The sequence below is a fragment of the Devosia sp. genome (assembly GCF_039927955.1).
Taxonomy (GTDB): domain Bacteria; phylum Pseudomonadota; class Alphaproteobacteria; order Rhizobiales; family Devosiaceae; genus Devosia.
In genome coordinates this window covers 47,057-60,122 of record NZ_JBDSUA010000030.1, presented here as the reverse complement: position 1 = coordinate 60,122, position 13,066 = coordinate 47,057, and the positions used below count along the sequence as shown (strand labels likewise).

Here is a 13,066-nt window from a genome sequence, read left to right as displayed (position 1 = left end):
CGAGGTAGGTATTGTCGGTCGCGACGGCATGAGCGGGTCGGGCGTGGTGCAGTTTGACGAGCACGCGACGTTCCAGACCTTCGTGCAGATCAAGGGCCAGGGCCTGAGCCTCGATATCAAGACGCTGCGCACGGCATTGTCGCAGTCGATTTCGATGAACATCCTGTTCAATCGCTACACGCGGGCCTTTTCGATCCAGATCGCCGCAACGGCCCTGGCGAACGGCCGCTCCAAGCTCGAAGAGCGTTTGGCGCGCTGGCTGGTGATGTGTCAGGACCGGATCGACAGCGACCGGATCGATCTGACCCATGAATTCCTGTCGGCGATGCTGGGCGTGCGACGCTCGGGCGTCACCGATGCGCTGCATATGCTGGAAGGCAAAGGGCTGGTTCGCTCCAATCGCGGCGAAATCATCATTCGTGACCGCGAAGGCCTGATCGTTTTGGGCGATGGCGCCTATGGCATGGCCGAAAACGAATATCAGCGCATCATGGGGATGCCGTCGTAGCCACACAGATTGCCAGCGCCGGGCAAATCGGCCAGAGTTTGATTCTGGCATCGCCCGTGCCTCCCCCCTCCGCCGGGAAAGTACACCTCATACGGGGCTGACCGTTTACCGAACCCCAGTGTTCGAGCCCAGCACAAGGAGGGATTGCTGATACCGCTCGCATAGGAGGTTTGGATGCACCTTTCTGCGCCCATCTATCAGCTCAAACGCCATGCCAGACGCATGGCCCGCGAGCATTCCATACCGCTCAATCAAGCGCTGGATCGTGTCGCTGCAGAGCAGGGCTATACTCAATGGAGCCTGCTGGCGGCCCGGCATGAAGCGACAACACCGGCGGCAAAGCTTTATCAAACCATGCAGCCAGGCGATCTGGTGCTGGTCGCAGCGCGGCCCCGACAAGGCAAGACGCTGCTGGCGCTCGAGCTTGCTGCCGAAGCAGCGAGGTCGTCCGGCAAAACCGGCGCGTTCTTTACGCTGGAATATACCGACAAAGATGTGCTTGTCCGCTTGCAGGCTATCGGTTGCGATCCGGCGCAGTTCGACGGACGGTTGAGTTTTGATTGCTCAGACGCGATTTGCGCCGACTACATCATCGAAAAAATGCAGGACGTCGCTCCCAGCGCTCTGATTGTCGTCGATTATCTGCAATTGCTCGATCAAAGGCGCGAACATCAGTCGATCGGCCTACAGATCCGGGCTTTGAAGGCGTTTGCCAATGCAAACAGGTTGATGATGGTGTTCATCGCCCAGGTCGATCGCTCATACGATCCGACAGTGAAGGCCATTCCCGATCTGGACGACGTGCGCCTGCCCAATCCGCTGGATCTGACGCTGTTCAACAGAACCTGCTTCCTGCATCAGGGCGAAATCCGGTTCCAGACAGCACATTAGCAATGCATAAACGGATCGCAGGCCAAGTCCGGCGTGCGATCCAATTGCGTTCCAATTCCGATAATCGTGTCAGGCGGCGTCGAGGCCACGCAGGCGCATCACTTCTGATGCGGCAATGCGAGCATTTTCCACGCTGTCATACGTCTGTCCATCGATAGCAAAGGCCGGCAACTTGACGGCAAGAAACCGGTAGCCTTCGGCATGGGCGACCACAACGCCCAGCGGTTCGCCAGCAACTTCTATAACGATGGGCTTCTGGACCTTGGTCCGATCGACACTGCGTTCCTGCATGGTGGAGACTCCACTTGCGCGCCGGCTTTGGAGATCACGGGCCGATTGCCAATCGTGAGCGCCTGAGCGGTGCGGGGGTATTTATCGAGCTTGTGAGACAAATGCGTGACGACAGGTCACATTCGTTTCGAGCGACAATTCCCTTGCCAACGTTTGGCAATAAGCTGGTCAACTACGTGTACGTCCATGCACCCGGTTCGGATAGTGAAGCAATTCGACAAAGTCATCTTCGGTCCTCTCCTGCGGGTTGAACGGGCAGCGCCGAACCTAGTTCAACGCATGACGGCAAGATAAGTGAGCCGCGCGGCGATTACCAGTGCGACCTTCGCTATAGGTGTCGCAAAAATTGAAATTCTCTGCTCGACTTTAGGGACAAATCAGAAAAGGTGATAAATCTTATCATATTTTTGGCGAGGTCGGCCAGGTCCTTAGGTCGAAGGGCGTGTTGAATTTGGCGCGATAATCTGATGGTGTCCCCTGGTTGAAACGATGCAAGTGGCATCGAATGTGCTGGAGAACTGAGCAGTGGCCGAAAATGACGTTCGTCCGCCACCTCGCCTGAAACGCGGCGTCAAGCCATCGGGCAAGCCGACGCTCAAGACGATTGCGCTGATGACCGGATTTGCCGTGACCACGATTTCGCGGGCGCTCAACAATGCGCCCGAACTGTCGCAGGAGACCCGCGACCGGGTGCAAAAGATTGCTGCTGAAATCGGCTATCTGCCGGACCGTGCGGCGCTGCGCCTCAAGACCGGCCGGACCAATGTGATCTCGCTGGTGCTGGCACCGGATGAAGAGATTTTCGGCTTCGGCTCATCACTGGTTTCGGGCCTGACCGCCTCGATGCGCGACACCTCCTTTCATCTGGTGGTGATGCCGCACTTCCGCAAAGTCGAGCCGATCGAGCCGATCCGGCACATCGTGCGCAACCGCATGGCCGATGGCGTGATCTTTTCCAAGGCCGAGCCGTTCGATGACCGGGTGCGGTTCCTGCTCGATAATGATTTTCCCTTCATCACTCATGGCCGCACGCTGTGGCCGGAGGCCCATCCGTGGGTGGATTTTGACAATGAGACCTTTGCCCATGGCGCTGTGATGCGGCTGGCCAAGCGCGGCTGCCGCAAAGTCTCCATCGTCCTGCCGGACAGTTCGTTGACCTATTCCCAGCATCTGCGCGAAGGATTCACGCGGGGCGCAGCGGAGGCCGGCATCGCCTCGGAGATTGCCACCGACGTCAATCTGGACAGCCCGGCCGAGGCGATCCGCGAATATGTGATCAAGCGCCGCCGCAGGCCCGATGCGCCCGAGGGTTTCGTGTGCTGCAGCGAGGTTTCGGCGCTCGCAGTGATTGCCGGGCTCACCGATAGCGGGCTGGTGATGAACCATACCGGGTTCATGGTGTGCAAGCAGTCCTCGCCGCTGTTCACCCAGTTCCGGCCTGGCGCTGAAACGGTGTTTGAGGATTTCGTCGACCATGGCGAGCGGTTGGGCCGGCTGCTATTGCGCCGGATCAACGGCGAAAAGCCCGAAGACCTGCAGTTCCTTGACGTGCCCAATATGACGTTTTCCTGATCAGGACGAGCGCCAGTTGGCGACCGGTTCGCTCAGGGTCTGCAGGGTTTCCGGCGCAGCGCCGCCGATGCGGGCAAGCAGCAGGCGGGTCAGCTCGACCCCAGCGGCAAAGACATCCTCGCTGATACTATCAAGGCGCGGGAACAGCGTCGGCAGAATATCGGAGGTCTGCTTGTAAACCAGATCGATATCGCTCCCCAGCCGCAGCCCGCCATCCTGCAGGCCGCCGACCAAAGCGATGGTGCGCATTTCACTGTTGCAGATAATGCCGGTCGGCCGATCCGCTTCCGCCGCGGTGGCCATATGTAGGCCAAGAGCGCGAATTGCCGCCGCGCCCTTCCCCGCGACGCTATGCAGTTCCGAGCCGCGCACGCCCAGCCGCGCCGTGGATTGGGCAAAGGCAGTGACGATATTGTGGTGATTGGTGGTGGTGTCATCCCCAATCACCAGGGCGATATCGCGGCGCCCCAGGGCGGCCAGCCGCTCCACCGCTAGCGCGACAAAGGCTTCGGCATGAAAATCGTGAAAGGCGTGCGGGGTTGGCGAGGCCGTGCGGCCATGGGTGACGAAGGGGAAGCCAGCATCGATCAGCATCTGCACCCGCTCATCCTTGAGCATGGTGTGGGTGATGATGACGCCGTCGGCCGTGCGATTTTCCAGAATGTAGCGGATGGTTTCGACCGAGGCATTGCCCTTGAATTCGGGGGTGACGGTCAGATGGTAGCGCGAGCCATGCAGGGCATGGCCGATGCCCTGGATCATATGGCGGGCAAAATCGATGGATTCCTCGGCGCCATCGAGCACCAAGGCAATGACGTTGGTCTTGCCGGTGCGCAGGCGAACGCCGGCTCGATCGGGGACATAGCCGAGCTTTTGGGCCGCCTCGGCGACCCGCCGATTGGTCTCCTGCTTGAGCGTGGCGCCACCGCGCAGAGAGAGTGACACGGTGGAAAGGCTGAGCCCGGTCAACTGGGCGATGGTCTTGAGCGTCGCCCGCGATCCAGCTGCCGCGCCACCTGTAGCATCGCTGTTGTTGTCTTTGGCCATCATGGCTCCTGCCCATCGATAAAGCTTCTACACAGCTGCCGGGCAGATGCAAACATTCCACAATTGCAACGTTGCAAAAAATGTGATTGGGTCCGCGCAAAGTGCCGTGCGAGCCGGCCATCGGAGTGTGAAACGTGACCTACCTGAACCCTCAATCGACCAAGCTGGGCCTGCTGGACGACGACCTCAAGATGGAAGGCAAGCTGCTGCGTCTGGTGGCGGACCTAGGGGCCAAGATCCTGACGCCGGTGAGCGCGCCATTTCAATGGCATGTGAACGCCGATGAGATGAAGGCGGAGCAGGCTCTGGCCTCGGACTGGCGTTCGTGGAGCGAATTTGGTGCGCGCAGCGTGTGGAGCAAAAAGCAGGGCAACACCTGGTTTGCCGCTGAAGTCACAGTACCGGAGGCGGCTGCGGGGCAGACATTGATCCTGCATTTCACCAGCCAGTGGCAGGAGCGTCCCGGATCGACCGATCCACAGTGCCTCGCCTATCTCGATGGCAAGATCGCCCAGGCGCTGGACGGCAATCACACCGAGCTGGTGGTGGCGCGCGGCGCGGCCGCAGGCACCAAGGCCGTGCTGCATGTCAATGCCTTTACCTTTTTTGATCGGCCACTCGTCGGGTTTACCGCAGAATACTTCGTGCGCAACGAGCGCGCCGAAAAGCTCTATTACGACCTGCAGACCCCGCTGGAAGTGGCGATAAGGCTGTATCAGAACGATCCACGCCGGCAGGCGATTTTGAACCTGGTCGATGAAGCGGTGCGGGCGCTCGATCGCCGCGATGGGCATACCGAAGCGTTTGCGGAGAGCCTGGGTGCCGCCGAAGCCATTGCCGCCAAAATTTATGCCCTGGTCGATACTGAAGTGCAGCCGCAGATCACCGCAGTGGGCTCCACCCATCTCGATGTTGGCTGGCTTTGGCGCGTGGCACACACGCGCGACAAGACCGGCCGCAGCTTTGCCACCGTGCTCAAGCTGATGGAGGAATATCCAGAATTCGTGTTCATGTATAACCAGTCGGTGCTGTTCGACTTTTTGAAGCAGGACTATCCAGAAATCTGGGAGCGGATGCTGGAGCGGGTCAAAACCGGCCAGTTCGAGATCGAAGGCGCCATGTGGGTGGAGCCCGACGTCAACATCGTCTCGGGCGAGTCGCTGGTGCGCCAGATCATGCGTGGTCGGCAGTTTCATCTGGCCGAGTTCGGCGTCGATCCCAAAACCGTGTGGCTGCCCGATACCTTCGGCTATTCGGCCAACCTGCCCCAGATCATGGCCAAGTCCGGGCTGGAATACTTTGTCACCTCAAAACTGAGCTGGAACGATACCGACAGGCATCCCTATGACACCTTCTTCTGGCGCGGCATCGATGGCACCGTCACCAAGGCGCAGCTGATTACGGCCCAGCGCTATGAAAGCGAAGCGGTCTATACCACCTACAATGGCGATCTCTCGGTGAGTGAAACCATGGGGGCGTGGAAGCGCTATGAGCCCAAGGCGGTCAACAGTGAAGTGGTGATGAGCTACGGCTATGGCGACGGCGGCGGTGGCCCGACCCGCGGCATGATCGAGCGTGGTATCCGCATGGAACGCGGTATTCCCGGCGCGCCAAAAGTAAAGCTCGAAGGCATCGTCCCGTATCTTGATCGCCTCGGCAAACGCATGGATGCCAATGCCAGGAAGTTCCCGACCTGGAATGGCGAGCTTTACCTGCAGTATCATCGTGGCACGCTCACCAGCGTCGCCAAGAACAAGGCCAACAACCGGTTGGCCGAACGGCGGCTGCGCGAGACCGAGTTTTTGGGCGCCATGGCGCTGGCCACGACGGGTGCAGCTTACCCCTCGGCGGACCTCAAGGCGTTCTGGGAAGTGGTGCTGATCAACCAGTTCCACGACATCCTGCCCGGCACCTCGATCCCGGAAGTCTATGTCGACAGCGACAATGAATATGGCCAGCTGTTTTCCACGTTGAACTCGGCCAATGGTCCGTGGCATGGGGCGGCAAACGCCATCGCCGAGACTGCGGCGAGCGAGATCAAGCTGTTCAACTTTACCAGCCAGGAACGCACCGCACTGATCAGCTTTGGCAGTGACGCCGCACTCAAGGATGCCAGCGTCTCCGGCCAGCCGCTGCAGCGGCTGAGCCGCGCCGATGGCTCCACCAGCTTTGGCGCCCGCATCACTGGTCTGCCCTCATTAGGCTGGGCCAGCACCCAGATCGTTGTCGGCAGCAAGGCGGTGGCCAACACGCTGTCGGTTTCCGCCAAGCATCTGGAAAACGCGCTGGTCGCAGTCCGCTTCGACACTGCGGGCGAGATTGTCTCGATCATCGACAAGGCCTCCGGTCGTGAGCTGATCGCCACGGGCGAGACCGCCAATCGGCTGATTGCCTTTGAAGACAAGCCGATGGAGTGGGACGCCTGGGATATCGATCGCTACTTCGAAGAGCAGTTCTGGCCACTCGCCGATACCAAGGCCAGCATCTCGGTGGTCGAGACCGGCCCGCATCGGGCCGCGATCCGCATCGAACGCCGCTACCGGAAATCCAAAATCGTCCAGATCATCGCGCTGGAAGCCGACAGCCGCCAGCTGGAATTCGACACCTTCATTGACTGGCAGGAGCGCCAGACTGTCCTGAAAGCCTGCTTCCCGTTTGATCTCAATACTTCTGAAATCCGTTCGGAAATCCAGTTCGGCCATGTGCGTCGCCCCACCCATCGCAACACGTCTTGGGACAAGGCGCGGTTTGAGGCCTCGATGCATCGCTGGGTGGATCTGTCGGAAGCCGATTTCGGCGTGGCGCTGATCAATGACTGCAAATATGGCTATGACGCCGTCGAGCAACTGGTCCGCCTGACGCTGGTGCGCGGTTCGACCTTCCCGCACCCCGAAGCCGACCTCGGGGAGCATCGCCTGCGCTATGGGTTGTTCATCCACGAGGGTGTTGCGGACATCGCCCAGGTGCATCGCACTGCCGAGCGGTTCAACAACCCTGTCGCGGTTGTTGGCGACACCAGGCCGGTTAACACCGCGACCTCTGAGGGCAAATCCCTCTCCTATGCCCGCGTCGACGCCGCCAATGTCACCGTCGAGACCATCAAGAAAGCCGAGGCCTCAAACGCCGTCGTCGTGCGTATCTTCGAACACGCCAACACCAGGGCAAAGGCCAGGCTCAGCTTCGGCATTCCGGTGAAGTCGGTGCGGGTGGTCAACCTCATGGAAGAGCATCCGGGAGAGGCATTGCCGCTACACGACAACGGCGTCAGCCTGAGCCTGCGGCCGTTTGAGATCACCACGCTGCTGGTGGAGTTCGCATAGGGAACATCCGCGCACGCCCTCGCGGCACTAAGCCTCACTGGCGCGGCGATAATCCAGTTCGGCCATTTCGATGGATTTGCCGTTGATCACCCGTGCCGTCAGCGCCAGCGCAATGGCGCGGGTGCGGCTGTTGTATTCGGCGGTGCCGCTGGGCAGGGTGGGTAGTTCCATCAGGCCGAGCTTGGCGTAGAGTTGTTGCAGGCGGCCCTGTACCGAGCGCAGCGAAATGCGCCGGCGGTCGGCAATGGCCTGATCGGTCAGACCGATGGCGATATCGAGCAGCACTTCATATTCGGCCTCGGAAAGGCTTTCCGAGCGAGAGTGGCCGCGCTGCTGCACCCCACGCACTTCGCGGTCGATGATGTTTTGTCCTTCCAAAAACACGCACTGAATAGAGCGGCGCAGGCGCTCTTTGGATGAGGTTTTGAGCAGGTAGCCATAGGTCGCGTTGGCCGGGACGATCTTGGTGATGCCGCGCACATAGGCTTCGTCGGCATAATTGGACCAGAACACGATGGGCATGGTCGGATTATCGGCCCAGATCGCCTTGGCCGCCTGGACCCCGGTTTTGCGCGGCATCTGCAAATCCATGATCACGCCCTTGGGGTCGTGTTCGGCCACCATGCGGATGGCCGCTTCACCATCGTCGGCCTCGAGCAGATTGGTGCATTCGAGATCGGACAGGGTGATGACCTCGCGCAGGAAATTGCGATGCAGCGCGTCGTCCTCGACGATCAGGAAAGTGCTCATGGCAGGCTGGCTTTCACGGGTTGAGCTGCCGGCGTGCAGGCCGGCAACAGAATTTCCAGGCGTGTACCCTTGCCGTCGCTGCCAGAGGCGACCGTGAGGTCGGCTTCGATCAGCGAGGCGCGGGTGCGGATATTGCTCAGGCCTCCGGTGCGGCGACCGGGGGCGGTGCCCAGGCCAATGCCGTCATCGGCGATGACAATGCGGGCGGCGCCGCGATGCCGGTTGAGGCTGACGGCAATGTGGGTGGCGCGGGCATGGCGGACGCTGTTGTTGATGGCTTCCTGCACGATGCGATAAAGGCTGACCACGGTATTGGGAGGCAGTTCATCAAGGCCTGTATCGCCATCGTCCTGCAGGCAATAGGTGAGGCCCGCCGACGACGAAACGCTGCGTTCGAGCAGGGCTTCGACGGCTTGGCCGAAGCCAAAGAACTGCAGCACCGAGGGCTTGGCATTGTCGATGATGACGCGCAGTTCGCGCAGGCAATGTTCGATATCGTCGTGCAGGGGCTGCAATTCGGCGCCACGCAGCGATGGCTTGCCGACGGCGCGTTCCAGCCCGCGCGCAATCCGCGACAGATCGGCCAGGGTCTGATCATGCAGATCCATGCCCAGCGCCTGACGGGCGTTTTCCAGCTCCTCCGTCAGATGCAGCGCACCGATGCGCAGACCTTCGGCCCGTGCTTCGGCCTGCACCTGCTGCAATTCGCTCTGGCGGACCAGTTCGGACTGTTGCAGTGCGAAAAAATAGGACGACAGTATATCGGCAACGATGCGGGCGGTTTCCACATCTTCGAGCCGGTAGGTGCCGATTTCCTGCGTGGAAAAGCTCAGCGCCCCGATGACCCGGCGCTCGACCTTGAGCGGCACATGCAGGCGGCTGCGCAGGCCGGCGGCAAAGATCGGCTTGGAAAAGGCGCCTTCGAAATGAAAGCGCGGATCGTTCTGGGCGTCGTCGGTCAGAATGTAGTCGACCTTGCCCAGGAACAGCGGGCGGATGGGGCTGACCTTGACTGGCTTGGTGGCCGTAGTGGAGGCGTCCCATTCGGTATGCAGGCCCGTCTCATAGGCCGAAACCATGGTGCGCTTGCTATCCATGATCGCCACATCGAGATGGTCATGGGGCAGCAGCGCACTGATTTCAGCCGAGGCGGCGCTGACCACTCCGCGGAAATCGAGCTGACCGGCGATGGCGCGCAGAATCGACAGAATTTGCGTCATGTCGATGGTTTGAACGGTTCTTGGCATCACCGGCCGCCTGTTGCTCACGAGGAACTACGCCAGCAATCCTGGCACGAAACAGCGTGGAAACCGGAGCGGATTTGCGGGAACCCGCAAATTTTGTTCGCGTTGGACCGTTTTGCCTTTGGCATGCAAGTGAAAACCTGACGCCACCTGCAAGAGCCAAAGGCCAGCAGGGGGCTCGGGGAGGGCTCATGGGAACCGCGTATTTCACCGTGCTCGATGAGCGCCTGCGTCAGCTTGTGCAGCCCAATGCACAGCTTGAGCGGCTGCATACCGGCATGCTGTGGGCAGAAGGGCCGGTGTATTTCGCCGCGGGCGACCATTTGTTGTGGTCCGACATTCCCAATAATCGCGTTATGCAATATGTGCCGGGGCTGGGTGCGCGGGTCTATTCGCACGATGCCAATAACTGCAATGGCAACACGCTGGACCGCGAGGGCCGCCGCATCACCTGCGAGCATCTGAGCCGGTCAGTGGTGCGCTTCGAGCACGATGGCAGCCGCACCGTGCTGGCGTCCCAGCATGAGGACAAGGCGCTCAATTCCCCCAATGACGTGGTGGTCAGCAGCGACGGTGCGGTGTGGTTCACCGACCCCAATTACGGCATCATGAGCGACTACGAAGGCAGGCGCGCCAGCCCTGAGCAGGCGGGCTGCTTTGTCTATCGCATCGATCCGCAGAGTGGCGCGGTCGAGGCCAGGATCACCACGATGCGCAAGCCCAACGGGCTGGCCTTCTCGCTCAACGAGCGCATTTTATATGTCGCCGACAGCGCGCGCTCACACGATGCGCAGGGCGATCATCATGTTCTGGCCTTTCCGGTGACGCCTGGAGGGGGCGTTGGGACGGGCCAAAAGATTGTCGAAATCGAGGAGGGCGTGCCGGACGGGTTCCGGCTCGACGAATTCGGCAATCTCTGGGTCAGTTCGGAACGGGGCGTGGAAATCTTTGCCCCCGACGGGACCCCGCTCGGTATCATCCATGTGCCCGAGACGGTCGCCAACCTGACGTTTGGCGGACCCAAGAACAACCGGCTGTTCATCGCCGCGACGACTTCTCTTTACGCCGTTTATACCGCCGTCCGCGGGGCACAACGCCCTCGGGGGCCTTTGACGTAGCCAAGCAGAAGCATCCCATAGGGAGGGAACATTATGACCAAGGACAATGATATCGATATCGGCCAGCGCCGCGACTTCCTGAAGACCATGGTGCTGGGTTCGGCCGCCGTCGGCGCCGCCGCGACCGGCATGTTCGGCCATCTCGACGCCAATCGGGGCCTGGGCATGGCGCAGGCCCGCGCCGCCGATGGCCGGATCAAGATGAGCTTTATCCAGTGGCAGCCACACACCGTGCCGGCCGCCTGGTCCAAGGGTATCGAGGAAGTGCTCAAGACCCAGCAGATCATCGACTATGAACTGCTCGACGGGCAGAACAAGGTCGAAGTGCAGGTCAGCCTGATCGAAACCCTGATCAACCAGGGCGCTGCGGTGATCTTCCTGCAGCCGATCGACTCGGTGGCGCTGGCACCATCGATCGCCAAGGCCAAGCGCGCCGGCATTGCCGTGATCACGCTCAATATCGATGCGACCGAGGCCCATGCGGCCCATGTGGAGATGAACCACTATTTCGGCGCCATGGACATCGCCAAGGCACTGGGCGACGCCATGGGCGGCAAGGGCGATGTGGCGATTCTCAATGCCCCTCCGGGCATCATCATCCGAGACCAGCGCACCAATGGTTTTGTCGATGGTATGAAGATGCACCACCCGGACATCAAGATCGTTGCCGATCAGGTTGCCGATTGGGACCGCAAAAAGGCCCAGGACGTGCTCAACACCATCCTTGCCGCCAACCCGACCCTGGGCGGTGTCTATGGCGTCAACGATTCGATGGCGCTGGGTGCGGTCGACGTGGCCAAGGAAAAAGGCCTGATCGGCAAGTTGTTCATTTTCGGCAATGACGGGGAAACCGGAGCGCTGGAATCGATCGAAGCGGGCGAGTTGACCGGCACCCAGTATACCGACGTTTATCAGCAGGGCCGTCTTGCCGCTGCTGCCGCAACTGTGCTGGCGACCGGCATGGTGCCGGCCACCGCGTTCGGCCAGCAGGGTCACCTGCTGATGCCATACGTCATCGCCACCAAGGAAAATGTTGGGCAGATCCAGCCTGCCCAACGCTGGTAAGTCTCTCCCGAGGCTCACTGGGCCGTGGCATACCCATGCCACGGCCTTTTTTACTTGTTGGGAGAGGTTTCGGTCGCTCTGGTCTTCCTTCTCCCCTTGCGGGAGAAGGTGCCCGAAGGGCGGATGGGGGTATCTTGGCTACTTCGTGTTCGCGGCGCCAACCCCTCACCCTGATTCCGCAAGGAGAGAGGGATGACGACTGAGGTATTCGTGAAGACAGGTCCGAGAAGAAATACATGAAGGCCCGCCCCGCTATTTTTGCACTATTGCTGTTTTTTGCGGCGACGACCGGGCTGTTCAGCCTGTTTGCGCCGCGTTTTGCCACGGCCAGCAATATGGAAAACCTGATGTCAGGATTTTCCTTCGTGGCGATCCTGGCCATTGGGCAGGCCTTTCCGATTCTGGTGCGTGGGATTGATCTGTCGGTTGGCGCCATTGTCGCCGTGGTTGGCATGGTGACGTTCGATCTGTCGCTGATGTTCCATGTGCCAGGTTTTGCGGTGCTGCCGCTGGTCCTGATCGTGGGCACGCTGGCCGGAGCGCTGAACGGCGCGCTGATCGTGTCGCTGCGGCTGCAGCCCTTTATCGCCACACTGGCGACGCTGGCCGCCTATCGCGGGCTGGTCTATTCGATTTCCGGGCGCCAGCTGGTGCCGGGCCTGTCGACCACCCCGATCACCGACAAGTGGATCACCGGGCTGGAAAACTACTTCGATATCGGCGGCATGACCGGCCTGAGCCACGCCATTGCCATGCCGTGGTTTCCGCTGTCCTTCTTTGTCATGCTGGCGGTATTGGCGGTGTTCCAGTTCATCCTGCTCAAGACTCGGTTTGGTCGCGACATCTATACGGTGGGCGGCAATTTCGAAGCGGCGCGGCTGGCCGGGATCAAGACCAATCGGGTGATTATCGCCGCTTATTCCATCTCGGGATTCTGTGCCGCCATGGCGGCGCTGCTGCTGGTGGCGCGGTTGACCACATCGACCGAGGCGCTGGGCACCGGCATGGAATTGTCAGCCATCGCGGCGGTGGTCATCGGCGGTGTCAGCCTGCAGGGTGGCACCGGCTCGGTGTTCGGACCAGCGCTCGGCGCGTTCCTGCTGGGCATTGTCCTGCTCGGGCTGACGCTGCTGGGCGTATCGCAATTCGTGCAGCAAATCTTGACGGGGGTGATCCTGCTGGCGGCAGTGAGTTATGATCGCCTGCTGGTGTTGCGCCAGCAGCGCAGGCTCAAAGCCAATCTGGCGGCGGGGCATTGAG

Annotated in this window: 11 protein-coding genes; 7 read left to right on the top strand and 4 right to left on the bottom strand. The window is 60.8% G+C overall.

All coding sequences use genetic code 11. The features are described 5' to 3' along the window. Together ABIT12_RS09235 and ABIT12_RS09230 are read left to right on the top strand one after the other, a co-directional pair. Positions 1 to 508 (top strand): Crp/Fnr family transcriptional regulator (locus ABIT12_RS09235; RefSeq protein ID WP_348043560.1); only part of this gene is annotated, 508 nt, incomplete at its 5' end. Between the two features lie 174 nt (positions 509 to 682). Continuing rightward, complete coding sequence (locus ABIT12_RS09230; RefSeq protein WP_348043558.1) at positions 683 to 1,399, top strand: DNA helicase; 717 nt, start codon at positions 683 to 685, stop codon at positions 1,397 to 1,399. Between the two features lie 69 nt (positions 1,400 to 1,468). Here ABIT12_RS09230 and ABIT12_RS09225 read toward each other — a convergent pair whose 3' ends face one another. After that, positions 1,469 to 1,690 carry a hypothetical protein gene (locus ABIT12_RS09225; protein ID WP_348043556.1) on the bottom strand — a complete coding sequence of 74 codons (222 nt, stop codon included), beginning with the start codon at positions 1,688 to 1,690 and terminating at the stop codon, positions 1,469 to 1,471. A gap of 525 nt (positions 1,691 to 2,215) precedes the next feature. On the opposite strand from ABIT12_RS09225, the gene ABIT12_RS09220 reads away from it, so the two are divergent. Beyond that, a complete protein-coding gene (locus tag ABIT12_RS09220) occupies positions 2,216 to 3,262 on the top strand; it encodes a LacI family transcriptional regulator (RefSeq protein ID WP_348043554.1) in 1,047 nt (348 codons plus the stop codon). Here ABIT12_RS09220 and ABIT12_RS09215 read toward each other — a convergent pair whose 3' ends face one another. Continuing rightward, on the bottom strand, positions 3,263 to 4,309 hold the full coding sequence (locus ABIT12_RS09215; protein ID WP_348043552.1) for a LacI family transcriptional regulator: 1,047 nt from the start codon (positions 4,307 to 4,309) through the stop codon (positions 3,263 to 3,265). A gap of 134 nt (positions 4,310 to 4,443) precedes the next feature. On the opposite strand from ABIT12_RS09215, the gene ABIT12_RS09210 reads away from it, so the two are divergent. After that, a complete protein-coding gene (locus tag ABIT12_RS09210; protein ID WP_348043550.1) occupies positions 4,444 to 7,629 on the top strand; it encodes a glycoside hydrolase family 38 C-terminal domain-containing protein in 3,186 nt (1,061 codons plus the stop codon). Positions 7,630 to 7,656: 27 nt separating this feature from the next. Here ABIT12_RS09210 and ABIT12_RS09205 read toward each other — a convergent pair whose 3' ends face one another. Both ABIT12_RS09205 and ABIT12_RS09200 read right to left on the bottom strand, forming a co-directional pair. After that, entirely contained in the window at positions 7,657 to 8,379 is a 723-nt protein-coding gene (locus ABIT12_RS09205) for a response regulator transcription factor (protein ID WP_348043548.1), read from the bottom strand. Beyond that, positions 8,376 to 9,626, bottom strand: coding sequence for an ATP-binding protein (locus ABIT12_RS09200; RefSeq protein ID WP_348043546.1), 1,251 nt, complete (start codon positions 9,624 to 9,626; stop codon positions 8,376 to 8,378). The genes ABIT12_RS09205 and ABIT12_RS09200 overlap by 4 nt, the downstream gene beginning before the upstream one ends. 188 nt (positions 9,627 to 9,814) lie before the next feature. On the opposite strand from ABIT12_RS09200, the gene ABIT12_RS09195 reads away from it, so the two are divergent. From ABIT12_RS09195 to ABIT12_RS09185, 3 genes are all read left to right on the top strand, one after another. Continuing rightward, positions 9,815 to 10,741 carry an SMP-30/gluconolactonase/LRE family protein gene (locus ABIT12_RS09195; RefSeq protein WP_348043544.1) on the top strand — a complete coding sequence of 309 codons (927 nt, stop codon included), beginning with the start codon at positions 9,815 to 9,817 and terminating at the stop codon, positions 10,739 to 10,741. Positions 10,742 to 10,774: 33 nt separating this feature from the next. Beyond that, positions 10,775 to 11,806 (top strand): sugar ABC transporter substrate-binding protein, encoded by a 1,032-nt coding sequence (locus ABIT12_RS09190; protein WP_348043542.1) that lies wholly within the window; start codon positions 10,775 to 10,777, stop codon positions 11,804 to 11,806. 236 nt (positions 11,807 to 12,042) lie between these two features. Further along, the gene (locus tag ABIT12_RS09185; RefSeq protein ID WP_348043540.1) at positions 12,043 to 13,065 is read left to right on the top strand and encodes an ABC transporter permease; all 1,023 of its coding nucleotides are present in this window, start codon (positions 12,043 to 12,045) and stop codon (positions 13,063 to 13,065) included. Position 13,066 lies beyond the last annotated feature (1 nt).